At 70.7% G+C, this 23797-nt stretch carries 23 protein-coding genes; 14 read left to right on the top strand and 9 right to left on the bottom strand.

Annotated features, from left to right (window positions below; genetic code table 11):
- Positions 1 to 10: 10 nt before the first annotated feature.
- The 7 genes from ACKI2N_RS21480 to ACKI2N_RS21510 form a co-directional block, all read right to left on the bottom strand.
- Positions 11 to 1291: a TRAP transporter large permease gene (locus ACKI2N_RS21480; RefSeq protein WP_420994729.1), complete on the bottom strand. Its 1281-nt coding sequence runs from the start codon at positions 1289 to 1291 to the stop codon at positions 11 to 13.
- A 15-nt stretch (positions 1292 to 1306) separates the two neighbouring features.
- Positions 1307 to 1846: a TRAP transporter small permease gene (locus ACKI2N_RS21485; protein WP_420994727.1), complete on the bottom strand. Its 540-nt coding sequence runs from the start codon at positions 1844 to 1846 to the stop codon at positions 1307 to 1309.
- On the bottom strand, positions 1843 to 2817 hold the full coding sequence (locus ACKI2N_RS21490) for an amidohydrolase family protein (protein WP_420994725.1): 975 nt from the start codon (positions 2815 to 2817) through the stop codon (positions 1843 to 1845). Before ACKI2N_RS21490 ends, ACKI2N_RS21485 begins: the two co-directional genes overlap by 4 nt.
- Positions 2818 to 2826: 9 nt before the next feature.
- Positions 2827 to 3831, bottom strand: a complete 1005-nt coding sequence (locus ACKI2N_RS21495) for a TRAP transporter substrate-binding protein (RefSeq protein WP_420994723.1) — start codon at positions 3829 to 3831, stop codon at positions 2827 to 2829.
- 73 nt (positions 3832 to 3904) lie between these two features.
- Positions 3905 to 5095: a fumarylacetoacetate hydrolase family protein gene (locus tag ACKI2N_RS21500; protein WP_420994722.1), complete on the bottom strand. Its 1191-nt coding sequence runs from the start codon at positions 5093 to 5095 to the stop codon at positions 3905 to 3907.
- 1 nt (position 5096) lies between these two features.
- A complete protein-coding gene (locus tag ACKI2N_RS21505; RefSeq protein WP_420994721.1) occupies positions 5097 to 6068 on the bottom strand; it encodes a Bug family tripartite tricarboxylate transporter substrate binding protein in 972 nt (323 codons plus the stop codon).
- Positions 6069 to 6146: 78 nt separating this feature from the next.
- Positions 6147 to 7286, bottom strand: coding sequence for an iron-containing alcohol dehydrogenase (locus ACKI2N_RS21510; RefSeq protein WP_420994719.1), 1140 nt, complete (start codon positions 7284 to 7286; stop codon positions 6147 to 6149).
- 311 nt (positions 7287 to 7597) lie between these two features.
- Between ACKI2N_RS21510 and ACKI2N_RS21515 the strand changes: the two genes are divergently transcribed.
- From ACKI2N_RS21515 to ACKI2N_RS21535, 5 genes are all read left to right on the top strand, one after another.
- A complete protein-coding gene (locus ACKI2N_RS21515) occupies positions 7598 to 8377 on the top strand; it encodes an enoyl-CoA hydratase-related protein (RefSeq protein ID WP_420994718.1) in 780 nt (259 codons plus the stop codon).
- 87 nt (positions 8378 to 8464) lie between these two features.
- Complete coding sequence (locus ACKI2N_RS21520; RefSeq protein ID WP_420994717.1) at positions 8465 to 9700, top strand: CaiB/BaiF CoA transferase family protein; 1236 nt, start codon at positions 8465 to 8467, stop codon at positions 9698 to 9700.
- Positions 9701 to 9775: 75 nt separating this feature from the next.
- Entirely contained in the window at positions 9776 to 10774 is a 999-nt protein-coding gene (locus ACKI2N_RS21525; protein WP_420994716.1) for a tripartite tricarboxylate transporter substrate binding protein, read from the top strand.
- Between the two features lie 5 nt (positions 10775 to 10779).
- Entirely contained in the window at positions 10780 to 11691 is a 912-nt protein-coding gene (locus tag ACKI2N_RS21530; protein ID WP_420994714.1) for an amidohydrolase family protein, read from the top strand.
- Positions 11692 to 11731: 40 nt separating this feature from the next.
- A complete protein-coding gene (locus ACKI2N_RS21535) occupies positions 11732 to 12142 on the top strand; it encodes a thioesterase family protein (RefSeq protein WP_420994713.1) in 411 nt (136 codons plus the stop codon).
- 70 nt (positions 12143 to 12212) lie between these two features.
- Here the strand turns inward: ACKI2N_RS21535 and ACKI2N_RS21540 are convergent, their stop codons facing one another.
- Together ACKI2N_RS21540 and ACKI2N_RS21545 are read right to left on the bottom strand one after the other, a co-directional pair.
- On the bottom strand, positions 12213 to 13136 hold the full coding sequence (locus ACKI2N_RS21540) for a transcriptional regulator GcvA (RefSeq protein WP_420994711.1): 924 nt from the start codon (positions 13134 to 13136) through the stop codon (positions 12213 to 12215).
- A gap of 107 nt (positions 13137 to 13243) precedes the next feature.
- Complete coding sequence (locus tag ACKI2N_RS21545; RefSeq protein WP_420994710.1) at positions 13244 to 14134, bottom strand: alpha/beta fold hydrolase; 891 nt, start codon at positions 14132 to 14134, stop codon at positions 13244 to 13246.
- A gap of 118 nt (positions 14135 to 14252) precedes the next feature.
- Here ACKI2N_RS21545 and ACKI2N_RS21550 point away from each other — a divergent pair, with 118 nt between their 5' ends.
- The 9 genes from ACKI2N_RS21550 (at position 14253) to ACKI2N_RS21590 (ending at position 23645) form a co-directional block, all read left to right on the top strand.
- Positions 14253 to 15197: a LysR family transcriptional regulator gene (locus ACKI2N_RS21550; protein WP_420994708.1), complete on the top strand. Its 945-nt coding sequence runs from the start codon at positions 14253 to 14255 to the stop codon at positions 15195 to 15197.
- A 274-nt stretch (positions 15198 to 15471) separates the two neighbouring features.
- Positions 15472 to 16176: a CDP-alcohol phosphatidyltransferase family protein gene (locus ACKI2N_RS21555; protein WP_420994706.1), complete on the top strand. Its 705-nt coding sequence runs from the start codon at positions 15472 to 15474 to the stop codon at positions 16174 to 16176.
- On the top strand, positions 16173 to 16991 hold the full coding sequence (locus ACKI2N_RS21560) for a HalD/BesD family halogenase (protein ID WP_420994704.1): 819 nt from the start codon (positions 16173 to 16175) through the stop codon (positions 16989 to 16991). Before ACKI2N_RS21555 ends, ACKI2N_RS21560 begins: the two co-directional genes overlap by 4 nt.
- A complete protein-coding gene (locus ACKI2N_RS21565; protein ID WP_420994703.1) occupies positions 16988 to 18016 on the top strand; it encodes a flippase-like domain-containing protein in 1029 nt (342 codons plus the stop codon). Before ACKI2N_RS21560 ends, ACKI2N_RS21565 begins: the two co-directional genes overlap by 4 nt.
- A gap of 31 nt (positions 18017 to 18047) precedes the next feature.
- On the top strand, positions 18048 to 18812 hold the full coding sequence (locus ACKI2N_RS21570) for an NTP transferase domain-containing protein (RefSeq protein ID WP_420994702.1): 765 nt from the start codon (positions 18048 to 18050) through the stop codon (positions 18810 to 18812).
- Entirely contained in the window at positions 18809 to 20515 is a 1707-nt protein-coding gene (gene aepX, locus ACKI2N_RS21575; protein ID WP_420994701.1) for a phosphoenolpyruvate mutase, read from the top strand. The genes ACKI2N_RS21570 and aepX overlap by 4 nt, the downstream gene beginning before the upstream one ends.
- Positions 20512 to 21726, top strand: a complete 1215-nt coding sequence (gene aepY / locus ACKI2N_RS21580) for a phosphonopyruvate decarboxylase (protein WP_420994700.1) — start codon at positions 20512 to 20514, stop codon at positions 21724 to 21726. The genes aepX and aepY overlap by 4 nt, the downstream gene beginning before the upstream one ends.
- Entirely contained in the window at positions 21726 to 22790 is a 1065-nt protein-coding gene (locus ACKI2N_RS21585) for a 2-aminoethylphosphonate aminotransferase (RefSeq protein ID WP_420994699.1), read from the top strand. The genes aepY and ACKI2N_RS21585 overlap by 1 nt, the downstream gene beginning before the upstream one ends.
- Before the next feature lie 183 nt (positions 22791 to 22973).
- A complete protein-coding gene (locus ACKI2N_RS21590; protein ID WP_420994698.1) occupies positions 22974 to 23645 on the top strand; it encodes an MlaC/ttg2D family ABC transporter substrate-binding protein in 672 nt (223 codons plus the stop codon).
- The last annotated feature ends 152 nt before the right edge of the window (positions 23646 to 23797 follow it).

The following is a 23797-nucleotide window of genomic DNA, read 5'->3' on the forward strand; positions in this document are numbered from 1 at the left end:
CGATGCGCGCCTAGCGCAGCCAGCTCGCCGGGACGAGGATCAGTTGCGGGAACAGCACGAACAGGAACATCAGCGTGGTCAGCGACAGCAGGAACGGCCACACGCCGGAGATCACGCTGTCCAGGCTGGCGCGCGAGGTGCCGGCCACCACGTTGAGCACGGTGCCCACCGGCGGCGTCAGCAGCCCGATGGCGTTGTTGAGGATGAACATCACGCCGAAATACACCGGGTCGATGCCGGCCTTGGTGATCACCGGCATCAGGATCGGCGTCATGATCAGCACCGTGGGCATGAGGTCCAGCGCGGTGCCGACGATGATCACCAGCACCATGATGACGAACATCAGCAGGATCTTGTTGTCGACGAACGGATCGAGCAGCGCGGTCACCTGCGCCGGGATGTTGGCGATGGTGATCAGCCACGCCGAAACCAGCGCGCAGGCCACCAGGAACAGCACCGTGCTGGAAGTCTTGGTGGCGGTGACGATCAGGCGCGGCAACTCGCGCAGGTTCAGCTCGCCGTACACGAAGCGTCCCACCGCCATCGCGTAGACCACGGCCACCACCGCCGCCTCGGTGGGCGTGAAGGCGCCGATCTTCATGCCGCCGATGATGACCACCGGCAGCACCAGCGCCCACAGGCCGTCCGTCAGCGCGCGCAGCAGGCGGCGCGCGTCGAAGCGCTGCGTGGCCGCCGCGGCGCGGTCCTTGCGGGCGCAGACGTACCAGGTGGCGGTCAGCGTCAGCGCCATCATGGCGCCGGGCGCGATGCCGGCCAGGAACAGCTTGGTGATGGAGACCTGCGCCACCACGCCGAACACCACGATGGCGATCGACGGCGGGATCACCGGCGCGATGATGCCGCCCGCGGCGATCAGCCCGGCCGAGCGCGGCACGTTGTAGCCCGCGTTGCGCATCATCGGGATCAGCAGCGCCGCCACCGCGGCGGTGTCGGCCACCGCCGAGCCGGAGATGCTGGCCACCACCGTGGCGGCGATGATGGCGACGTAGCCGAGGCCGCCGCGCACGTGGCCCACGGCGGCCTCGGCCACCTTGACGATGCGGCGCGACAGGCCGCCGGCGTTCATCAGCTCGCCGGCCAGCATGAAGAACGGCACCGCCATCAGCGGGTAGTTGTTGACGCCTTCGAGCATGTTCTGCGCGATGATCTGCGTGTCGAAGTTGCCCAGGTGCAGCATCAGCGCGACGCCGGAGACCAGCAGCGCGAATGCGATCGGCATGCCCAGCGCCATGGCGCCCAGCAGCGAACCGACGAATACAGCGATAGTCATGTCAGTCTCCAGGAATCATTCGCCGCTGGCGCCGGACTCCGGCACCAGCTCCGCGCTCGGCATGCGCCCGCTCACCAGGCGCCACAGCGAGTGCGCCAGCAGCGCGGCCATGCCGAGGCTGCTGAACAGCAGGCAGGCATAGACCAGGCCGATCGGCACGCCGGTCACCGGGGCCATGTCGTCCATGCCGATCACCACCAGCTTCCACGCGCCGTTGGCCAGCAGCAGGCAGCAGGCCAGCGCGCCCAGGTCGGAGACAAAGCGGCACAGCCGCTGCGCCGGCTCGCCGAGCCGCGACACGATGGTGGACATGCCCAGGTGCGCCTTGTCGCGCATGACCAGCAGCGCGCCGGTCAGGGTCAGCCACATGAAGACGAAGCGCGAGGCTTCCTCGGAGAACGCGATGCCGGAATTGAAGGCGTAGCGCAGCACCACGTTGGCAAATACCAGCACGATCATCACGGCCATCATGGCCACCATCGCGCCTTCGGCCGCGCGCACGAACACGCGGGCGGCCGCCGGTTCGGCGATGTCGTGGGTTGTCGGTTCGGTCATGGCTTGTCTCTCTGTGTTGTCGTGCGGCCGGCCAGCAGGCCGGCCGGCGCTTCGATGCGATAGAAGCGCAGCGCATTGCCGCACCACACCGCCCGCGCCGCGTCGCCGTCGAGCCGGTCCAGTCCTTCGGCCACGGTCGCCACCACCTCGCCGAGGCCCGCGCGCAGCCCCGACACCGGCAGGTTGCTGGCGAACATGCAGCGCTGCCAGCCGAAGATGTCCAGCGCCTGCCGGATCACCGCCACGTTGCCGGCGCGGTCCCACGGCGCGGCCGGCAGGCCGAACTCGGAGAGCTTCACGTGCACCTCCGGCAGCCGCGCCAGCGCTTCCATGCCGCCGCACCAGGCGGCCAGTCCCGCCTCGGAGCGGTCCCACGGCAGCCCGGTGTGCTCCAGCACCACGCGCAGGCCGGGGAACATGGCGATGGCCTCGGCCGCCTCGCGCAGGTGCCAGAACGGCACGCGCAGGTCCCACGACAGGCCGTGCGCGGCCAGCAGGCCCAGGCCTTCGAGCCAGCGCGGGTCCTGCAGCGTGCCGGGCTGGCCGCGCACGCTCTGCGCGGCGCTCGCGCCGGTGCGCGGCTTGCACCGCACGCCGCGCACCAGCGGGAAGGCGGCCTGCGCCAGCAGGCGCTGCTCCAGCTCGGCGCCGTTGAAATCCGCGTGCGCCACGATGGCGTTGGGAAAGCCGTGCACGGCATGGATGCGGTGCAGCCAGCCGGTTTCGGCGAGCGACTCGGCGGGATGGCGCTCCGCCTCCACGTGGACGGTGGCCGCCAGCGGCAGCCCCGCCCAGCGCGCGAGATAGGCATCGGGGCCGAAGTCGGCGCGCAGCGCGGCGTAGTCGCCGAGGAAGAAGGCTTGCGGGTCGTAGTTCTCCTGCAGCCAGGGAAAGCGCGCCTCGTCGCCGAGCCGCCACAGGTGATGGTGGGCGTCGACGATGGCCGCGGGGTGGGGGATCGGGTTTTTCATCCTGGGGCCTCAGCGCTGGGCGTCGATGGCGCGCAGCACGGTGTCGCCGTTCTTCTGCACGTAGAGCTGGCGCGTCTCTTCGCGCACCACTTTCTTGATGCTGGCCACGTCCGGGTGCTCGTTGATCTGCATGCCCTTGGCGCGCAGCTGCGCGATGGCGGCGGCCTCGTTGTCGGCGTTGAGCTTGCGCTGGTAGGTGGCGGCGGCCGCAGCCTCTTCGAGCAGGATCTTCTGGTACTCGGGCTTGAGCGAGTCGAACTTCGCCTTGTTCATCAGCACCACCAGCGCGGTGTAGGCATGGCGCGTCAGCGACAGGTACTTCTGCACCTCGAACATCTTGGACGACAGCATCAGCGTGGGCGGGTTCTCCTGCCCGTCCACCGCGCCGGACTCCAGCGCGCCGAAGACCTCGGCGAACGGCATCGGCTGCGGGCTCGCGCCGAGCAGCTGGAAGGCCTTGATATGGGACGGGTTGGGCGTGGTGCGGATCTTCAGGCCGCGGATGTCCTCGGCCTTGTTGATCTGGCGCTTGTTGTTGCCCAGGCTGCGAAAGCCGATCTCCCAGAACGCCAGGCCCTTGATCTGGTGCGCGCCGAGCTCGTCGAGCAGGCCGCGGCCGACCGGGCCGTCGAGCGTGCGGTACGCCTGCGGGCCGTCGTCGAACTGGTAGGGCAGGTCGAGCGCGTTGAGGCGCGGCACGAGCCCGGTCACGAAGGGGTTGCCGGTGGCGCCGATGTCGATGGTGCCGCTGCGGATGCCGGTGACCAGCGTGGTGTCGTTGCCGAGCTGGCTGTTGGCGAAGACCTGGATCTCGATGGCGCCCTGGGTGCGCTCCTTGACCTTCTTGCTGAACGACAGCGCGGCGAGGTGCTGCGAGTCGGTCTCCGGCACGGTATGGCTGAAGCGCAGCTTGATGGGCGCCTGCGCGGCGGCGGGGCCGGCGGCGGCGAGCGGCGCGGCCAGCGCGATGGCGGAAATGGCGCGCAAGAGGGTGCGCGAGATGGCGTATCTCATTGGTGTCTCCTTGGAATGGTGCGGGTGGCGGGCCCGGGTGCTGTCCCGGGTCCCGCCGGGGGGCGCGATGCGCTCAGGCGGGCGGCCCGAGCAGTCCGCGGCGCGCGAGACTGGCCATCAGCGCGCCGATGCCGAACTGCCACGGCGGCAGGCCGGTGCTGTGGCCGACCCAGTTGACCAGCCCGCCGAGGCGCGCCGCGCGGATGCCGACGCGGTCGCCGAGGTGATGCGTGAAGCCGGCGCCGGGCGCGTCGCGGTCCTGCACCGGCGCGAACATCGTGCCGCAGAACAGCATCATGCCGTCCGGGTACTGGTGGTGCGCGCCCATGGCGTGGCCCACCAGCTCCTGTGGCGCGCGGCTGATCTGCGTCATCGAGCTGGCGCCCTGCAGCACGAAGCCGTCTTCGCCCTCGATGGTCAGTTCGATGTCGGTGCGGCAGATGTCGCCGAGGCCGAAGCGCGCATCGCACAGCCGTATCCACGGGCCGATGGCGCAGGAGCCGTTGTTGTCCTTGGCCTTGCCCAGCAGCAGCGCGCTGCGGCCTTCGAAGTCGCGCAGGTTGACGTCGTTGCCGAGCGCCGCGCCGACGATCTCGCCGCGCGACGACACCGCCAGCACCACTTCCGGCTCGGGGTTGTTCCACGACGAGCCCGGATGGATGCCGACCTCCACCCCGGTGCCCACCGACGACAGCGGCGCGGCCTTGGTGAAGATCTCGGCGTCCGTGCCGATGCCGACTTCCAGGTACTGCGACCACAGCCCCTGCGCCACCAGCACCTCCTTGATGCGCAGCGCCTCGGGCGAGCCGGGCCGCACCGAGCCGAGTCCGGCTTCGGCGAGGTGCGCCACGCTGCGGCGCACGGCGTCGGCGCGGGCGGCGTCGCCGCGCGCCTGCTCTTCGATGACGCGCTCGATCATGCTGGCGGCAAAGGTCACGCCGGCGGCCTTCACCACCTGCAGGTCGTTGGGCGCGAGCAGGTGGCGTTGCCGCGGGTCGGGGCCGTGCGCGCAGGTCGCGTCCAGCCATTCCTCCACCGTGCCGAGCGGCGCGCCGGCGGCCGCGCGCACCGCGCCGGCCGGGTCCGGCAGCTCGAGCAGCGCGGAGATGGTCGGCGCCAGCGCGCTCAGGTCGAACAGCCGGCCGGCGCGCACGGCCACGGGCGTGGGCCCGCCGTGCGGCCCGGGCAGCCATGCGCGGCCCACCAGCACCGCGTGCGCGGCGTCCGCCGGCAGCGTTTCTTCCAGTGTGATGCGGCGGCTCATGTCAGACCTTCACGTGGGCTTCTTTGACGACCTTGGCCCATTTGGCGGTCTCGGCGGAGATGAACGAGGCGAAGCGGTCGGCGCTGCCGCCACCGTCTTCCGCGCCGTAGCTGGCCAGCTTGTCCGCCACTTCCGGCATCGCCAGCACGCGGTTCATGTCCGCGTTCATCTTCTGCACCATCGCCGCCGGCATGCGCGCCGGGCCCACCAGGCCGTACCAGGTGCTGGCGTCGAAGCCGGGGAAGCCCGATTCGGCCACGGTCGGCACGTTGGGGAAGGTCCTGGCGCGCGCCGGCCGCGTCTGCGCGATGGCCATCAGCTTGCCGCCCTGGATCTGCGGCGTGGCCGAGGTCATGGTCTCGAAGCTGAAATCGATCTGCCCGCCGATCAGGTCGGTCAGCATCGGCGCCGAGCCGCGGTAGGGCACGTGCAGGGCATCCACCCCCGCGCGCAGCTTGAACAGCTCCAGCGCCAGGTGCTGGGCCGCGCCCGCGCCCGACGAGCCGAAGGTGATCTTGCCCGGGCGCTGGCGGCACTGGTCGACCACGTCCTTGAGCGTGCGGGCGCCTTCGCGGGTGCCGCAGATCAGCAGGTTGGGCGTGACGCCCACCAGCATGATGGGCGTGAAGTCGCGCTCGACCACGTAGCCCAGCCTGGGATACAGGCTCGGCGCGATGGCGTGGTTGCTGATGTTGGTCATCAGCAGCGTGGTGCCGTCGGCCGGCTGCTTGGCGGTGTACTCGGCGGCGATCACGCCGGCGGCGCCGGCGCGGTTCTCCACGATCACCGAGGTGTGCCACATCTCGCCCAGCTTGTTGGCGATCACGCGCGCCATGACGTCGGTGCCGCCCCCGGGCGGGAAGCCGACCACGATGCGGATCGGGCCGGCGGGCAGCCCCTGCGCGAAGGCCCGGGGCACCGCGAGCGTGGCGGCGCCCGCGGCGGTTGCGGTGAGGAACGTCCTGCGTAGCATGCTTGTCTCCAGTCTGTCTTTTTATGGGTGCTGCCGTGCTGCCTGTGCTGCTTGTGTTGCCGGTGCCGCCCGCCGCGCCTACATCGCCTCGCGCAGCATGGCCGCGTAGTCGTCCGCGCTGGCCTCGCGCGGGTTGGTCTTGTGGCAGTGGTCGGCCAGCGCGCCGGCGATGATGCGCGGGAACAGGCTTTCGTTCACGCCCAGCTCCGCCAGGCCGCGGGGCAGGCCCAGGCGCAGGTTCATGGCGGCGATCGCCGGGCCGAGCGCGGCGGGCCCGTCGAGCTGCATGGCCTGCGCCATCCGTTCGAGCCGCTGCTCGCCGCGCACCGACGGCGCGGCGGCGTTGAAGCGGATCACCGCCGGCAGCAGGATGGCGTTGAGCGTGCCGTGGTGCAGCGACGGATCGAGCCCGCCCAGCGCGTGGCTCAGGCTGTGCACGCAGCCCAGCCCTTTCTGGAAGGCCAGCGCGCCCTGCATCGAGGCGCTCATCATGTTGAGCCGCGCGGTGCGGTCCTGCGGCGAGGCGGTGGCGGTCTCGATATGCAGCCAGGCGCGGCGCAGCCCGTCCAGCGCGATGCCGTCGGCGGGCGGGTTGAACGCCGGCGCCAGGAAGGTCTCGATGCAGTGGGCGATGGCGTCCATGCCGGTGGCCGCGGTCAGGCGCGGCGGCAGGCCGAAGGTCAGCTCGGGGTCGCAGATCGCCACGCGCGGCACCAGGTACGGCGACAGCACGCCCACCTTGCGCCCGTCGTCGAGGATCAGCACCGCGCCGCGGCCCACCTCGCTGCCGGTGCCGGCGGTGGTGGGCACGGCGATCAGCGGCGCGGTGGCCGCGGTGATGCGCGCGGCGCCGCCCTCGATGGCGGCGAAGGCCTTGAGCGGGCCGTCATGCGTGGCGCACACCGCCACGCCCTTGGCCAGGTCGATGGGAGAGCCGCCGCCGACCGCGATGATGCCGTCGCAGCGGTGCTCGGTGTACAGCGCCACGGCTTCGCGCATGGCGCGCTCGGTCGGGTTGGACGGCGTGCCGTCGAAGACCACGGCGCGGGCGCCGGCGGGCAGTTGCGCCAGCACGCGCTCCAGGATGCCGGCGGCGCGCACGCCGGCATCGGTGACCACCAGCGGGCGGGCGATGCCGATGCGCTCGCATTCCTGCGGCAGCAGCGCGATCGCGCCGAAATCGATCTGGATCTGGGTGATGTAGTTGATGAGGGCCATCTGGTTTCTTGTCTCCATGCGCTTGTGTCTTGCGTGCCGCCGGCATGCCGGGAGCCGCATTGCTGACGAAGTCTAGAAACAAGGCGCCGGGGCGGCAACGTGGATTTACTTGAAGGCGCCCCAAGTTTTTCTCATAGCCGCCTGCCGCGCCGCCCTAGTTTTTCTTGAAATGGCGCTGAGTTTTTCTCGTTTGGCGCGCGCGTGGCCAGACCCTAGACTTGCGCAGGTCGAGACCTTCCTCGCACGCACCGCAAGCCGCTGCGAAGCCACCATAAAGCCACCACAGGCAGACCCGGAGACACAAGCGCACCATGAGACAAGCCATCCTGATCGAGTACGACGAGCGCATCGCCACCGTCACGCTGAACAACCCCGAGAAACTCAACGCGCTCGACCTGGGCATGTGGCAGGGCCTGGCGCAGGCCATGCGGACACTCTCGGCCAACGACGACCTGCGCTGCGTCGTCCTGCGCGGCGCGGGCGACAAGGCGTTCGCCGCCGGCGCCGACATCGAGGAATTCACCCGCATGCGCTCCAGCGCCGCGCAGGCCGCGGAATACGCGCAGGTCACCCACGCCGCGATGGAGGCCATCGCCGCCAGCCGGCATCCCACCGTCGCGCTGATCCAGGGCGCCTGCGTCGGCGGCGGGCTGGAAATCGCCTCGGTGTGCGACATGCGCATCTGCGGCGAGTCGAGCCGCTTCGGCGTGCCGGTCAACCGGCTCGGGCTGGTGATGTCGTACGGCGAACTGGGCGGGCTGATGGCGCTGGCCGGCCCGGCCGTGGCGCTCGAGATCGTGCTGGAGGGGCGCGTGTTCGGCGCCGCCGAGGCGTTCCAGAAGCGCCTGGTGAACCGCGTCGTGGCGGACGCCGAGGTGGTGGCCGAGACCTACGCCACGGCCCGCCGCATCAGCCAGGGCGCGCCGCTGGTGGCGCGCTGGCACAAGAAGTTCGTGCGGCGGCTGCAGGAGCCCGCGCCGCTGGGCGCCGACGAACAGGCCGAAGCCTACGCCTGCTTCGATACCGAGGATTTCCGCATCGGCTACCAGGCTTTCATCGCCAAGAGCAAGCCTGTCTTCGTGGGACGCTGAGCGGCCGCCGCGCCGCCCGCCCGCGTACTTCTTTCACCTCCGGCGGCGCTTGCCATGCGCAGCCGCCGCCAAGCCACAAGGTCTCCAATGAATTTGCCGTTGTCGAAAATCAAGGTGCTGGATGTCAGCCAGATCATGGCTGGTCCTTTCTGCTGCATGCTGCTGGGCGACATGGGCGCCGACGTCATCAAGGTGGAAACGCCGGGCGTGGGCGACCAGACCCGCAAGTCGATGGGCTTTCGCCTCAAGGGGGACGACAGCGGCGGCTTCCTCGCGCTCAACCGCAACAAGCGCAGCGTGGAGATCGACCTGAAGAACCCGGCCGGGCTGGAGGCGTTCTACGAACTGGTGCGCGGCGCCGACGTGCTGGTGGAGAACAACCGCCCCGGCGTGGCCGCGCGCCTGAAGATCGACTACCCGGTGCTGCGCGAGATCAACCCGCGCCTGGTGTACGCCAGCATCTCCGGCTTCGGGCAGACCGGGCCGTGGTCGCGCCGCCCGGGGCTGGACCTGATCGCGCAGGCCATGTCCGGCGTGATGAGCGTGATGGGGCATCCGGACGCGCCGCCGGTCAAGTCGAGCGTGCCCATCGCCGACCTCGGCGCGGGCCTGTTCTGCGCCTACGGCATCCTCAGCGCGGTGATCGGGCGCGAGCAGACCGGGCAGGGCCAGTACGTGGACGCCTCGCTGTTCGAGACCGCGCTGGGCCTGTCGGTGTGGGAGTCGGCGGAGTACTGGGGCACCGGCACGGTGCCGGTGCCGATCGGCAGCGCCAACCGCATGAGCGCGCCTTACCAGGCGGTGCGCGCGGCGGACCGCCATTTCGTGATCGGCGCGGCGAACCCCAAGCTGTGGACCGCGCTGTGCGAGGTGATCGGCCGCCCCGACCTGCCGCAGGACCCGCGCTTCACCGACAACGCCGCGCGCATCCGCAACCGCGACGCGCTGATCGCCGAGATCGAGGCCGAGTTCGCGCGCGCGAACGCCGCGCACTGGGTGGACGCGCTGCTGGCCGCCGGCGTGCCGGCGGCGCCGATCCTCGACTACGGCGAAGCGCTGGTGAGCGAGCAGGCGGTGGCGCGCGAGATGGTGCTGGAGATCGACCACCCGGTCGAAGGCCGCGTGAAGGCGCTCGGTTTTCCCGTTAAGCTGGGCGGCACGCCGCAGCAGGTGCGCTATCCGGCGCCGTTGCTCGGGCAGCACACCGAGCAGGTGATGGCCGAGGCCGGCCTCGGCGAGATGGCGATCCAGGCACTGCGCGAGCGCGGCGCGTTCGGTCAGCCCGCGCCGCAGGCGCCGGCGCGCGAGCGCCGCACCGGCTGACAGGCGGCCCGCGCGGCATCGCACCGCGCCGGCAGCACAAGACAAGACAGACAAGACATGACGGAGACAAGCATCATGAAATTCCATTCAACGTCGTGGCGGGCCGCGGCGCGGGCCGCCGTCGTCGCCACCGCCGCCATGGCCGCGGCGTGGTCCGGCGGCGCCGGCGCCGCCCAGGCCGAGGCCTATCCCACCCACCGCATCGAACTGATCGTGCCCTGGCAGGCCGGCGGCGGCGCCGACGTGGTGGCGCGCGCGCTGTCGGCCGCGGCCGCCCGGCACCTGCCGCAGCCGCTGGTGGTCATCAACAAGCCCGGCGCCACCGGCGCGGTCGGCCTGGGCGAGGTGGTGCACGCCAAGCCCGACGGCTACAAGCTGGTGCTGTCGTCGAGCGAGCTGACCTTTCTCAACTACCTCGGGCTGGCCAAGTTCACCTACCAGGACCTGGTGCCGATCGCGCGGCTGAACGCCGATCCGGCCGCCGTGGTGGTGCGCGCCGACGCGCCCTACGCCACGCTCGAGCAATTCCTGGCAGAGGCCCGCAAGCCCGGGGCGAACGTGCGCGTGGGCAACGCCGGGCAGGGCTCGACCTGGCACATGGCCGCCGCCGCGCTGGCCGAGAAGACCGGCGCGAAGTTCAACCACATCCCATATCCGGGCGGCGCCCCGGCCACCATGGCGCTGCTCGGCGGCCATATCGACGCGGTGACGGTGAGCACGGCCGAGGTCGCCAGCTACGTGGAGGCGGGCAAGCTCAAGGTGCTGGCGGTGATGGCCGACAAGCGCGTGGCCGGCTACGAGAACGTGCCCACGCTCAAGGAGCGCAACATCGACCTGTCGATCGGCATCTGGCGCGGTATCTCGGCGCCCAAGGGCACGCCGCCCGAGGTCATCGAGGTGCTCAAGGCCGCCGTGGCGAAATCGGTGCAGGAGCCGATCATGCGGCAGACGCTGGAGAAGCTGCACTTCAGCACCGACACCTATGCCGACGATGTCACGCTGCAAGCCGTGATGGCGAAGGAATCGGCGCAGTACAAGCAACTGGCCGCCCGCATCTCGGCGGCCAGGGAGTAAGCGCGATGCCGGACCCGCGCTCCGACCAGCCGTTCGTCGACGCCCATCACCACTTCTGGGACCTGGACGCCAATCCCTACCCGTGGCTCCAGGGCGAGGAGGTGAAGGGATTCCGCTACGGCGATTATTCCGCCCTCAAGCGGAACTACCTGCCCGCGGACTTCGCCCGCGACACGCAGGGCTGCGCGCCGGCCCTGTCGGTGCACGTGGAAGCCGAATGGGCGCGCGCCAGTCCCGTCGACGAGACCGCGTGGCTGACCGCGCTGGCGCAGCGCGCCGGCCGGCCCACGGCGCTGGTCGCGCACGCGCAGCTCGACCGCGCCGACGCGGCGGACATCCTGGCCGCGCAGGCCGCCTTCCCGATGGTGCGCGGCATCCGCCAGAAGCCGGTCACCAGCGCCACGCGCGAAGGCGCGGCGCGCGGGCTGCCGGGCTCGATGGACGACGACCGCTGGCGCCAGGGCTACGCGCTGCTGGCGCGCCACGGCCTGTCGTACGACCTGCAGGCGCCGTGGTGGAACCTCGACCAGGCCGCGGCACTCGCGCGCGATTTCCCCGCCACGCGGATCATCCTCAACCATACCGGCCTGCCGGCGGACCGCAGCGAGGCCGGGCTCGCGGGCTGGCGCGCGGCGATGGCGGTGCTCGCCGCGCAGCCCAACGCGGCGGTGAAGATCTCGGGGCTGGGCCTGCCGGGCCGGCCGTGGACGCAGGCCGACAACGTGCCGGTGATCCGCGACGCCATCGCCATCTTCGGCGCGGACCGCTGCATGTTCGCCAGCAACTATCCGGTGGACAGCCTGGTGGCGGACTACGGCACCATCCTCGCCGGCTTCCAGGCGGCCATCGCCATCTATCCGCACCACGAGCAGCGCCAGCTGCTCCACGACAACGCGGTGCGCATCTACCGGCTCTGAGCCGGCCACCGCCCACCACCGACACGGGAAACGACATCCAATGAAAAGCAGCCTGCAAACCGGCGCGGCCACCTCGCGCACCCTGGCGGTGGACCGCCCGCGCACCATCGACTTCCTCGGCGAGACGCTGCGCATCTACGCCACGCCCGAGCTGATACGCGACATCGAGCAGACCTGCCTGGACTTCCTGCAGGACTACGCGGACCCCGGCGAAAGCTCGGTCGGCACCGAGGTCTCGGTGCGGCACAGCGGGGCGACCCTGCTGGGCGGCGAGGTGACGATCCGCGCCGAGGTAAGCGCGGTGGACGGGCGCGCCGTCACGTTCCGCGTCTCGGCCAGCGACGGCATCGAGGAGATCTGCAGCGGCAGCCACAGCCGCTTCATGGTCAACGTGGACAAGCTGCGCGCGCGGGTGCAGGCCAAGGCCGCGCAGGCGGCGGCCGGCAGGTAGCGCGGGAGGGGCGGGGCAGGTAACGCGGCGGGTAGCGCGAGTGGGCGGCGAGCGGGCGCTCAGGCGCAAGTCAGGCGTGCGGCGCCGCGGCGCCGGCCGCGACCTCGGCGCGCAGCCAGTCGACGAAGGTGACGATGCGCGGGTCGCTCAGGCGCGCTTCGGGGAACACCACGAAGTAGGAAAACTCCACCGGCAGCCGGATCTGCTCGAACAGGCGCACCAGGCGGCCCTGGCGCAGGTCTTCCTCGACCCAGTTCTTCTTGACCAGCGCCACGCCCAGGCCGCTGGTCGCCGCGTTGATGACGAGATGGCTGGGCCAGAACGACGGGCCGCGGGTGGCGTCGACGTCGGTCACGCCCGCGTGGCTGAGCCACATGGCCCAGTCGGGGTTGCTGACATCGGTGTAGGTGCTGTCGTCGTGCAGCAGGGTGTGGTGGCGCAGGTCGGCCGGCTCCCGCAGCGGCCGGCTGCCGGCCAGCAGCTCGGGGCTGCACACCGGGATCACCTCGACCGACAGGCACAGCTCCGAATGCAGCCCCGGGTAGACGCCGCGCCCGTAGCGGATGGCGAGGTCGAAATCGTCGCGGTCGAAATTGATGGCGTGGTTGGAGGTCGACACCTTGAGGTCGATCTCGGGATGCTCCTTCATGAAGCGGTCCATGCGCGGGATCAGCCATTTGACGGCGAAGGTCGGCGGCATGTTGACCTTGAGCGCCGGCAGGTCCTTGGCGTGCAGGCGCAGCGTGGCGTCGGCCAGCTGCTTGAAGGCCTGCTGCACGCTCGGCAGGTAGGCCATGCCCGCGGGCGTGAGCACCAGCGACTTGGCCTCGCGCAGGAACAACTGCACGCCGAGGCTCTCTTCCAGGGTCTTGATCTGGTGGCTGACTGCCGACGGCGTGACGAAGAGCTCGTCGGCAGCGCGGGTGAAGCTCAGATGCCTGGCCGCAACCTCGAAAGCTCGCAGAGGATTCAGAGGAGGCATTTGTCGCGACATGCGGGGATTTCCAGCGGATACGGAGGCAACGGAGCCTAGCAGTTAGCGCCCGCCGATGGAATAGGGATGAGTCCGGACGCGCGTCCGGCGCGAGGGCCGGGCGGGCGTCAGCCCGCGCCGCAGAAGCGCAGGATGGCCGCGGCGACGGCCTCGGGCGCCTCGCGCTGCGGGAAATGGCCCACGCCGTCCAGCACCTGGCGCACGTAGCGCCCCGAGAAAAAGCGCTCCCGGCCTTCCGAGCTGGCCGGCTGGTTGCAGGTATCGCGCCCGCCGTGCAGGACCAGCGCGGGCGCGGCCAGCACCGGCGCGGGCTGCAGGGCGCGTTCGTCTTCGGCGTAGGCCGGGTCGCCCGCGGCGAAACCCCAGCGGTGCCGGTAGGAATGCAGCACCACCGCGGCCCAGTCGGGATTGTCGAAGGCCGCGGCGGCCTCGTCGAAATCCTTCTCCTCGTACCAGCCCAGCGGCGACCACGTGTCCCACATCAGGCGGGTGAAGGCGCGCCGGTCGTCTTCCACGCTGCGCTGTCCGCGCGGCGTGGCCATGTACCAGTGGTACCAGTAGTTGCGCGCCTGCTGCAGCGAGATGGCCTGCTGCGGGTCGTTGGTGCCGTAGCCGACCGACAGCATCGCCAGGTGCGAGCCGGCCAGCGGCCGCAGGCCGAAGGCGTTGGCGGCCGCGCGCGCGCCCCAGTCGTGGCCCGCCACCACCGGTTGCTCCAGCCCCAGCGCGTCGATGAACTCGAGCAGGTCGCGGCCCAGCGCCGCGAGCTGGCCGCTGCGCATGGCGGCGCCGTCGCGAAAGCGCGTCGGGCCGAAGCCGCGCAGCGCCGGGCACAGCACCCGGAAGCCGGCCCCGGCCAGTTGCGCGGCGACCGCGCGCCAGCCTTCCGGGCTGTCCGGCCAGCCATGCACCAGCACCGCCGTGCGCGCGCCGCGCGGGTTCCATTCCAGGTAGCCGATCTCCAGCATGCTGGTGCGGGCAAAGTGATACGCAGTCATCGCGGGACCTTCCTCGTGAGTGGTGGAGCGCTGATTACGATAGCATCGGCCTGCTTTCCCATTCATGATGAATGGCTTGTTATTATGCAAGTTTCAAAATCAATCGGGAGCGCGCGAAATGAACTCCACCCGGGACCCGACACGGGACTCCACGCCGGGCCCGGCCCTGGACGGGGCCCCGGCTCCGGCCGCCAGCCTCGACATCGGCCTGCTGCGGACTTTCCTCGCCGTGGTGGATTGCGGCGGCTTCGCGCTGGCCGCCGAGTCGCTCAGCCTGACGCCCTCGGCCATCAGCGGCCACGTCAAGCGGCTGGAGCAGGGCGCCGGCGCGGTGCTGCTGGAGCGGACCACGCGCAGCTTCACGCTGACGCAGGCCGGCGAGCTGCTCTATGCCTATGCGCGCAATATCGTTGCGCTCGAGCGCGAGCTGCGCGTGCGGCTGCACGGCGCGCCCGCGCGCGGGCGCCTGCGCATCGGCAGCTCGGAGGACTTCGCCGGCACTTGGCTGCCGCGCATGCTGCAGGCGTTCCGGCGCTGGCATCCCGACGTGTCGGTCGAGCTCAAGGTGGGCGTCACGGCTGACCTGCTGCGCCAGCAGGAGCGCGGGCGGCTGGACATCGTGTTCGGCAAGCAGTGCTCGCGCACCACGGGCGGCGGCGAGCTGCTGTGGGAAGAGGACCTGGCCTGGGTGCATGCCGCCGATGCCCCGTTCGACCCGGCCGCCGAGATCCAGCTGGCGGCGTTTCCCGAGCCGTGCGTCTACCGCGAGGCGGCCGTGGCGGCCCTGGCGCGGGTCGGGCGCCCCTGGCGGCTGGCCTTTGAGAGCAGCAGCATGGCCGGTTGCCTGTCGGCCGCGCGCGCCGGCTTCGCGGTCACGGCGGTGGCGCGCAGCCAGGTGCGCGAGGGCCTGCGCGTGCTGGACGCGCGCGACCGCATGCCGGCGCTGCCCAAGGCGCGTTTCTGCGCCTTCGTGCGCGAAGGCGCCCCGGCGGCGCAGGCGCTGACCGACGCGGTGCGCGAAGCCGGGCGCCAGCACCGCTTCGGCGAGACCAGGGGCTGGTAGCCGCCCCCGCAAAAGGGCTGGCGGGACCGGCGCGCGGCCGCGCCCGCGCCCGCGAGCGCAGCGCGGTTGTGCCGATGCGTGTCACATCGCTTACCATATCGGTTTCGCCAGCGGTATCCGCATCGGTCTGAAGTGGCCCCGCCGCCCCGCCGGGTTGCGCTTCCGCAATGCAAGGCTTGCCGACTGGCGTTAGCATGCGGGCCTTGCGCAGCCTGAGGGCGGCCCGGGGCGCCAGCTTCATGGCGGCCATGGCTGTCCTTCGTACCTATTCCTGATGAACGAAAATCCGACGAATTCTCACAGCGAGCCTCCCGCGCCACGCACCTGGGATGCCCGGCTGGCGCGCGCGCTCGTGCGTCCGCTGAAGGACTCGTGGGTCACTCCCAACCACCTCACCACCGTGCGGCTGCTGATCGGCCTGGCGGGGGTGGCGTGCCTGATGCAGGGCGGCTACGCCTGGACCAACTACGGCGCGCTGCTGATCGTGCTGTCCAACTTTGTCGATCACACTGACGGCGAGTTGGCGAGAATTAGCGGGAAATCGAGCAAGATCGGCCATTTTTACGACCTCGCCAGCGATGCGCTGATCACCGTGCTGCTGTTCGTCGGCATGGGCGCGGCGGTTTCCGCGCAGGCGCCGGCCGATGCCGCCGGCGCCGCGGGCGCCTCCGCCGTCTTCACCCCGGTGCTGCGCGGCACGCTGGCGGGCCTGGCGGTGGCGCTGATCTTCTTCCTGCGCATGCGTATCGAATCGATGGTCGGCAAGAGCGGCACCAAACAGGCGTCCGCGGGCGGCTTCGAGACCGAGGACGTGCTTTACCTGCTGCCCATCGTGACCCTGACCGGCGGCATCGCGCCGTTCCTGACCGCCGCCTCGATCGGCGCGCCGCTGTTCGCGGTGCTCGTCGCCATCGACTTCTGGCGCGTCACGCGGCAGCAGGCGCGCGCCGCCACGACGAATACCCGAGGAACGCGATGAGCGAGCAAGCCACCGACGAGATCACCCTGGACGCACCGGCGCCGGCCGCCCGCAAGCGCGCGCCCGCCCTGCCCGACCCGGACGCGAGTGTCGCCGAGCGCACCCGTCGCCTGGACAGCGCGAAGCTGCGCGCCGACTTCGCGCGCCAGGGCGCCTTCCTCAACCTGCAGGAGTTCCTGGCGCCGGAAGTCACCGCGCAACTGATCGCCGCGGCCCGCGCGCTGATGCCGGACATCAACCGCAACTACCTGCCCGGCCACAAGCAGGGCGGCAGCGTGAGCCGCCACACCATCGACGAGAAGGCGCCGTTCATCGCCGAGCTCTACCGTTCCAGGGCGCTGATCTCGTGGCTGGAACAGATGTGCGGCGACAAGCTGCTGCCGTCGCCGCAGAGCGACCCGCACGCCTACGCGCTCTATTACTACACGCGCGCCGGCGACCACATCGGCTGGCACTACGACACCTCCTACTACGACGGCCGCCGCTACACGCTGCTGCTGGGCGTGATCGACGAGTCGACCTGCCGGCTCGACTACGAACTGCATACGCGCAACCCCGACGTGCCCGATGAGCCGGGCACGGTGCAGATCGCCCCGGGCGGGCTGGTGTTCTTCGACGGCGACAAGCTGCGCCACCGCGTCACGCCGGCCGGCGAGGGCGAGGTCCGCGTCTCGCTCACCTTCGAGTACGTCACCGATCCGGGCATGCGCCCGTGGCTGCGCTTCATCTCCAACATGAAGGACGCGGTGGCCTATTTCGGCTTCCGCCAGGTGTTCAAGAACCTGGTGTCCGGCAAGAAGAAGCCGCGCGCATGACCCGTGCTGCCATGATCCTGCTGTCGGTCGGCGCGGCGCTGTTTGTCGCGCTGCTGGCCTGGCAGGGCTTCGGCTCGGTCGCGTCGACGCTCATGTCGGCGGGCTGGGGCCTGGTGCTGGTCGCCGCCTTCCACCTGCTGCCGCTGGCGCTCGACGCCGCCGCCATCCGCGTGCTGTTCGAGCGGGCCGGCCATTGCAGCATGCGCGACGCGCTGCTGGCGCGCTGGGCCGGCGAGTCGGTCAACAGCCTGCTGCCGGCCGGGCAGATCGGCGGCCCGGTGCTGATGGTGCGCTACCTGGCCCAGCGCGGCGTGCGCATGCGCGACGCCGCCGCCGCCATCACGGTCAGCACCACCATGCAGGCGCTGGCGCAGATGGTGTTCGCCTTTACCGGGCTGGCGCTGTTCGGCCTGTACGGCGGGCATGAGGCGCTGTCCGACCTGCGCACGCCCACCCTGATCGTCACCGCGGTGCTGGGACTGTGCATCGTGGGCTTCTATTTCGTGCAGAAGCGCGGCCTGTTCGGCCGCGTGCTGCGCGTGCTGTCGAAGCTGTTCGGCAAGCGCGACTGGAGCGGGCTGACCACGCGCGCCGACGCGGTGGACGCGGCCGTGCACGACATGTACCGCGAACGCGCCAAGGTCGCCAGGACCTTCGCGCTGAGCCTGGCCGGCTGGGTGGTCGGCACCGGCGAAGTCTGGCTGGCCCTGCATTTCCTCGGCCATCCGGTGAGCTGGCTCGATGCCCTGCTGCTGGAAAGCGTGGGGCAGGCCATCCGCGGCGCCGCCTTCGCGATTCCCGGCTCGCTGGGCGCGCAGGAAGGCGGCTACCTGCTGCTGGCGCCCATCGTGGGGCTGCCGCCCGACGCGGCGCTGGCGCTCTCGCTGGCCAAGCGCGCCCGCGAGATCGGCCTCGGCGCGCCGGGGCTGCTGTATTTGCATTTGAGTGAAAGAAGTTTCCAGCGTCGGCGTGCCACGGCCAGCACCACAAGTGCGGCGGCCAGTGTGCAGGCCACTACCGATTGATCGAAGCTATTTGCATGGGTGCGGAGAAAGAATGCGAGCAATCATTCTTGCCGCAGGCCTAGGCCTGCGACTGCAGCAACAGCCCGGGGAGCAATACCCGAAGTGCCTGTTGCGTTTTGAGGGGATGACCCTGCTGGAGCGCCACCTGCGCATGCTGGATGCGGCGGGTGTCGACGAGATCGTGCTGGCGCTCGGCTTCCAGCCCGAACAGGTGGAAACCGAGCTGCGGCGCCTGGGCCGCCAGCCGTATCCGGAGATCGTGCTGAACCCGCGCTATGACCTGGGCAGCGTGCTGACCGTGCATACCGTGGCCGACGCGCTCACCCGCGGCGGCGACGTGCTGCTGATGGACGCCGACGTGCTCTACGACGAACGCATCCTGCGCGCGCTGGTGGCCGGCGAGACCACCAACCGCCTGCTGATCGACCGCGATTTCGAAGCCGGCGACGAGCCCGTCAAGCTGTGCCTGAAGGACGGCGTGCCGGTCGAACTGCGCAAGCAGCTGGCGGTGGGCCTGGAGTACGACACCATCGGCGAATCCGTCGGTTTCTTCCGCTTTCAGGAACAGACCGCGCGCCGCCTGGCCGAGATCGTCAAGGGCTACGTCGACAGCGGCCGCGCCAACATGCCGCACGAAGAAGCGGTGCGCGACCTGCTGCTCGAAGGCGGCCACGTCTTCGACACCGCCGACGTGAGCGGCGCGCCCTGGATCGAAATCGATTTTCCCGGCGACGTCGCGCGCGCGCGCGACGAAGTCCTGCCCGAACTACAGCGCCTCGTGGGAGCAGCACAATGAACGCAATCGACCCGATTTTCCCGCGCGCCACGCGCGCCGCCCGCCTGCGCCAGATGCTGGTCGGCAAGGAACTCGAATTCATCATGGAAGCCCACAACGGCCTGTCCGCGCGCATCGTGCGCGAGGCCGGCTTCAAGGGCATCTGGGCCTCGGGCCTGGCGATCTCCGCGCAGTTCGGCGTGCGCGACAACAACGAGGCGAGCTGGACCCAGGTGGTCGACAACCTCGAGTTCATGGCCGACGCCAGCGACCTGCCGATCCTGCTCGACGGCGACACCGGCTACGGCAACTTCAACAACATGCGCCGCCTGGTGCGCAAGCTCGAACAGCGCGGCATTGCCGGCGTGTGCATCGAGGACAAGCAGTTCCCCAAGACCAACAGCTTCATCGACGGCGAGCGCCAGCCGCTGGCCGAGATCGATGAGTTCTGCGGCAAGATCAAGGCCGGCAAGGACTCGCAGGCCGACGACGATTTCTCCATCGTGGCGCGCGTCGAAGCGCTGATCGCCGGCTGGGGCATGGACGAGGCGCTGCGCCGCGCCGAGGCCTACCGCCAGGCCGGCGCCGACGCCATCCTGATCCACAGCAAGCTGTCCAAGCCCGACGAGATCCTCACGTTCGCGCGCGAGTGGGCCGGCCGCGGCCCGCTGGTGATCGTGCCGACCAAGTACTACAGCACGCCGACCGAGGCCTACCGCAAGGCCGGCATCAGCCTGGTGATCTGGGCCAACCACCTGATCCGCGTGGCCGCCTCGTCGATGCAGGCCGTGGCCCGCGAGATCCACGACAGCGAGACGCTGGTCAACGTGGAAGACCGCATCGCCACCGTCAACGAGATCTTCCGCCTGCAGGACGCCGACGAATACTCGGCCGCCGAGAAGATCTACCTGTCCGGCGCGCAGGTGCCGGGCGCCGCGGTGGTGCTGGCCGCCGGGCGCGGCAAGGGCCTGGAAGCGCTGACCGAGGACAAGCCCAAGATCATGCTGCCGGTGGCCGGCAAGCCGCTGCTGCGCTGGCTGGTGGACGCGTTCAAGAAGCAGTCGATCAACGACATCACCGTGGTGGGCGGCTACCAGGCCGGCGCCATCGACACCGCCGGCATCAAGCTGGTGGTCAACGAGCGCCACGCCCAGACCGGCGAGCTGGCCTCGCTGGCCTGCGCGGTGGATGGCCTGCAGACCGACACCGTGATCGCCTACGGCGACCTGCTGTTCCGCAGCTACATCCTGCGCGACCTGCTCGAAAGCGAGGCGCCGTTCAGCGTGGTGGTGGATTCCTCGCAGAACGCGCCGGCCAACCAGAGCGTGCACGACTTCGCCTGGTGCTCGGCGCCGGACGACCGCGACCTGTTCGGCCAGAAGGTGCTGCTGCGCCATGTCTCGAGCAAGGCCGAGCAGGCGGGCGCCGCGCCCGCGCAGCCGGCCAACGGCCGCTGGATCGGCCTGCTCAACGTGCGCGGCGAAGGGCGCGCGCGCCTGCAGAAGCTGATCGGCGAGCTGCGCGCGCGCGATGACTTCGACACGCTGGACCTGCCCGCGCTGCTCAACGCGCTGGTCGAGGCCGGCGAGGAAATCGAGGTCAAGTACGTGCACGGCCACTGGCGCGGCGTGAACGACCTGGACGACTTCCGCCGCGCGGGCGATTTCGCCCACACGCAGACCCAGTTCGCGGCCGGCACCACGGACGGCGAGGAAGCCCGATGATCGAAGCGGCACAGTTCGTCGAGGCCGCGCGCGCGCGCGGTTTCGACTGGTATGCCGGGGTGCCGTGCTCGTACCTGACGCCGTTCATCAACTACGTGCTGCAGGACCCCACGCTGCATTACGTCTCGGCCGCCAACGAAGGCGATGCCGTGGCGCTGATCGCGGGCGTCACGCTGGGCGCGCGCGGCGGCCGGCGCGGCATCACCATGATGCAGAACTCGGGCCTGGGCAACGCGGTCAGCCCGCTGACCTCGCTGACCTGGACCTTCCGCCTGCCGCAGCTGCTGATCGTCACGTGGCGCGGCCAGCCCGGCGTGGCCGACGAGCCGCAGCACGCGCTGATGGGCCCGGTCACGCCGAACATGCTCGACACCATGGAGATTCCATGGGAGACCTTCCCCACCGACCCGGCCGAGGTCGGCCCGGCGCTGGACCGCGCGGTGGCCCACATGGACGCCACCGGCCGGCCCTACGCGCTGGTGATGCAGAAGGGCAGCGTGGCGCCGTACCCGCTCAAGGAACAGGCGCGCCCCGCGCCGCGCCCCAAGGCCGTGCCGCGCGCCGCGCTGCAGGGCGCGCCGGTGCTGCCCACGCGCCGCGAGGCGCTGCAGCGCGTGATCGCGCATTCGCCGCCGGGCAAGACCGTGGTGCTGGCCTCCACCGGTTTCTGCGGGCGCGAGCTGTACGCGCTCGATGACCGCGCCAACCAGCTCTACATGGTCGGCTCGATGGGCTGCCTGACGCCGTTCGCGCTCGGCCTGGCGCTGGCGCGCCCGGACCTGGACGTGATCGCCGTGGACGGCGACGGCGCGGCGCTGATGCGCATGGGCGTGTTCGCCACGCTCGGCGCCTACGGCCCGCCCAACCTGACTCACGTGCTGCTGGACAACGGCGCGCACGATTCCACCGGCGGCCAGGCGACCGTCTCGCACAATGTCTCGTTCGCCGGCGTGGCCGCCGCCTGCGGCTATGCCGAGGCGGTCGAGGGCGACAGCCTCGCGGTGCTGGACGAAGTGCTGGCGCGGCCGGCCGCGGAGGCCGGCCCGCGCCTGGTGGCGCTGTCGATCAGCGCCGGCACGCCGGACGGCCTGCCGCGCCCGACCGTGACGCCGGTCGAGGTCAGGACCCGCCTGGCCCGCCATATCGGCGCGGATATCGGCGCCGATCTCGACACGGCCGCCGCTGCCGCCGCCGTACAAGGAGCCAAGTGATGCTGCTACTCAACCCGGGTCCCGTCACGCTGAGCGAGCGCGTGCGCCGCAGCCTGCTGCAGCCCGACCTGTGCCACCGCGAAAGCGAGTTCTTCGACCTGCAGGACGAAGCGCGCGCACGGCTGCTCGACGTCTACCGGCTCGATCCGGCCGCCTGGACCGCGGTGCTGATGACCGGCTCCGGCACCGCCGCGATGGAGAGCATGACCGCCGCGCTGGTGCCCGCCGACGGCAAGCTGCTGGTGGTGCAGAACGGCGTCTACGGCGAGCGCATCGCGCAGATCGCCAGCCAGTACCGCATCGCCCACGAAGTGGTGGCGCACGACTGGAAGCAGGCGCCCGACCTGGACCGCATCGCCGCCGCGCTCGAGGCCGATCCCGCCATCACGCACGTGGCCGTGATCCACCACGAGACCACCACCGGGCGCCTCAACGACCTGCCGGCGCTCGACGCGCTATGCCGCGCGCGCGGCGTGCGGCTGCTGGTGGACGGCGTCAGCAGCTTCGGCGCCGAGGCGATCGACTTCGGCGGCCACGTCGACGCCGTGGCGGCCACCGCCAACAAATGCCTGCACGGCGTGCCCGGCGTGTCGTTCGTCATTGTGCGGCGCAGCGCGCTGGAGCAGGCCGCGAGCCGTACCTATTACCTCGACCTGGGCCGCCTGGCGCGCCTGCAGGACCAGCGCAACACGCCGTTCACGCCCGCCGTGCACGCGTATTACGCCCTGGTGGAAGCGCTGCGCGAACTAGCCGACGAAGGCGGCTGGCAAGCCCGCCACGCCCGCTACGCCGGCCTGGCCGAACGCGCGCGCGCGGGGCTCGAGGCGCTGGGCATACCGGCGCTGTGGCCGGCCGCGCAGTCCTCGGTGGTGCTGCGTGCCTACCACCTGCCGGCCGGGCTTTCGTATGCGCAGCTGCACGATGGCCTGAAGGCGCGCGGCTTCGTCATCTACGCCGGGCAGGGCGGCCTGTCCGCCGAGCTGTTCCGCATTTCCACCATGGGGAACATCCAGCCGGACGATATCGAGCGCCTGCTGCAGGGCTTCCGGGAACTGACGCGGTAAAAGTTACAACGGCGCTTCCCGGTTGCGCCACGCAGCACCGATGGCGGCAGCCGCGGGTTTCCCGTGCTGCCGCCATTTGGTTTTTGCGCCCGAGGCACTAGCATTAGGTATTGGTTGCGGCATGCCTCGCGGGGCCGGCCGCGACGTCATCCGTTCGTGGTCGTACATCGGGAGGTACTCGCGATGCGTCGCCTCTTTCGCTGCCGCTGTCTTGCCGCTGCCGGGCTCCCCGCCGCCGCCGTCGCGGCCTGCGTCGCGCTCGCGCTGGCCGCGGGGCTGCCGCCGGCCGCCACCGCCGCCGACATCGTCGCGCCCGCCGTGGACCGTTCCTCGCCCGACCGCATGGTGCGCGCGGCCGTGGAGGGCGTGCTGACCACCATCCAGGCCAATCCCGATACCCGCAACGGCGATCTCGACAAGATCACCGCCGTGGTGCGGCGCCAGTTCCTGCCCTATACCGATTTCGAGCACACCACGCGGCTGGCCGTCGGCGCGGCCTGGCGCACCGCCACGCCGGAACAGCAGAAGCAGCTGTATGAGCAGTTCCAGACCCTGCTGGTGCGCAGCTACGCGCTCTCGCTGGCGCAGGTACGCGACCAGGCCCTGAAGTTCCGCTACAAGCCGCCGCGCACCAACGGCAACGACGCCGTGATCGAGACCAGCGTCTTCAACAAGGGCGACGAGGTGCAGATCGACTACCGCCTGCAGCGCGGGCCGGCCGGCTGGGCCATCTACGACATCAACATGAGCGGCGCATGGCTGATCGAGGTGTACCGGCGCCAGTTCGCCGACATCGTGGCCAAGAGCGGCATCGACGGGCTGGTGAAATACCTGACCAGCCATAACGCGGTCTAGCCGCTGGCGGGAGCCGCCGGGACAGGGTCGGCAAGGCTTCGTGACAGGCGCTACCGCGGTCGGCCGCGGCGGGCGGCATCGTCGTGCGTGCGCCACTTTCCGGAACTTGATAGCCCCGAAGGGGTATGGAGACGGGGGAAGCGTGCTGCTAC

The organism is Cupriavidus sp. 30B13 (assembly GCF_049059565.2).
In the GTDB taxonomy this organism is placed as follows: domain Bacteria; phylum Pseudomonadota; class Gammaproteobacteria; order Burkholderiales; family Burkholderiaceae; genus Cupriavidus.

Bases quoted from the DNA above. Each gene is read 5' to 3' on its own strand.
- ACKI2N_RS21480 (WP_420994729.1), bottom strand. From the start codon at position 1,291: ATGACTATCGCTGTATTCGTCGGTTCGCTGCTGGGCGCCATGGCGCTG.
- ACKI2N_RS21485 (WP_420994727.1), bottom strand. From the start codon at position 1,846: ATGACCGAACCGACAACCCACGACATCGCCGAACCGGCGGCCGCCCGC.
- ACKI2N_RS21490 (WP_420994725.1), bottom strand. From the start codon at position 2,817: ATGAAAAACCCGATCCCCCACCCCGCGGCCATCGTCGACGCCCACCAT.
- ACKI2N_RS21495 (WP_420994723.1), bottom strand. From the start codon at position 3,831: ATGAGATACGCCATCTCGCGCACCCTCTTGCGCGCCATTTCCGCCATC.
- ACKI2N_RS21500 (WP_420994722.1), bottom strand. From the start codon at position 5,095: ATGAGCCGCCGCATCACACTGGAAGAAACGCTGCCGGCGGACGCCGCG.
- ACKI2N_RS21505 (WP_420994721.1), bottom strand. From the start codon at position 6,068: ATGCTACGCAGGACGTTCCTCACCGCAACCGCCGCGGGCGCCGCCACG.
- ACKI2N_RS21510 (WP_420994719.1), bottom strand. From the start codon at position 7,286: ATGGCCCTCATCAACTACATCACCCAGATCCAGATCGATTTCGGCGCG.
- ACKI2N_RS21515 (WP_420994718.1), top strand. From the start codon at position 7,598: ATGAGACAAGCCATCCTGATCGAGTACGACGAGCGCATCGCCACCGTC.
- ACKI2N_RS21520 (WP_420994717.1), top strand. From the start codon at position 8,465: ATGAATTTGCCGTTGTCGAAAATCAAGGTGCTGGATGTCAGCCAGATC.
- ACKI2N_RS21525 (WP_420994716.1), top strand. From the start codon at position 9,776: ATGAAATTCCATTCAACGTCGTGGCGGGCCGCGGCGCGGGCCGCCGTC.
- ACKI2N_RS21530 (WP_420994714.1), top strand. From the start codon at position 10,780: ATGCCGGACCCGCGCTCCGACCAGCCGTTCGTCGACGCCCATCACCAC.
- ACKI2N_RS21535 (WP_420994713.1), top strand. From the start codon at position 11,732: ATGAAAAGCAGCCTGCAAACCGGCGCGGCCACCTCGCGCACCCTGGCG.
- ACKI2N_RS21540 (WP_420994711.1), bottom strand. From the start codon at position 13,136: ATGTCGCGACAAATGCCTCCTCTGAATCCTCTGCGAGCTTTCGAGGTT.
- ACKI2N_RS21545 (WP_420994710.1), bottom strand. From the start codon at position 14,134: ATGACTGCGTATCACTTTGCCCGCACCAGCATGCTGGAGATCGGCTAC.
- ACKI2N_RS21550 (WP_420994708.1), top strand. From the start codon at position 14,253: ATGAACTCCACCCGGGACCCGACACGGGACTCCACGCCGGGCCCGGCC.
- ACKI2N_RS21555 (WP_420994706.1), top strand. From the start codon at position 15,472: ATGAACGAAAATCCGACGAATTCTCACAGCGAGCCTCCCGCGCCACGC.
- ACKI2N_RS21560 (WP_420994704.1), top strand. From the start codon at position 16,173: ATGAGCGAGCAAGCCACCGACGAGATCACCCTGGACGCACCGGCGCCG.
- ACKI2N_RS21565 (WP_420994703.1), top strand. From the start codon at position 16,988: ATGACCCGTGCTGCCATGATCCTGCTGTCGGTCGGCGCGGCGCTGTTT.
- ACKI2N_RS21570 (WP_420994702.1), top strand. From the start codon at position 18,048: ATGCGAGCAATCATTCTTGCCGCAGGCCTAGGCCTGCGACTGCAGCAA.
- aepX (WP_420994701.1), top strand. From the start codon at position 18,809: ATGAACGCAATCGACCCGATTTTCCCGCGCGCCACGCGCGCCGCCCGC.
- aepY (WP_420994700.1), top strand. From the start codon at position 20,512: ATGATCGAAGCGGCACAGTTCGTCGAGGCCGCGCGCGCGCGCGGTTTC.
- ACKI2N_RS21585 (WP_420994699.1), top strand. From the start codon at position 21,726: ATGCTGCTACTCAACCCGGGTCCCGTCACGCTGAGCGAGCGCGTGCGC.
- ACKI2N_RS21590 (WP_420994698.1), top strand. From the start codon at position 22,974: ATGCGTCGCCTCTTTCGCTGCCGCTGTCTTGCCGCTGCCGGGCTCCCC.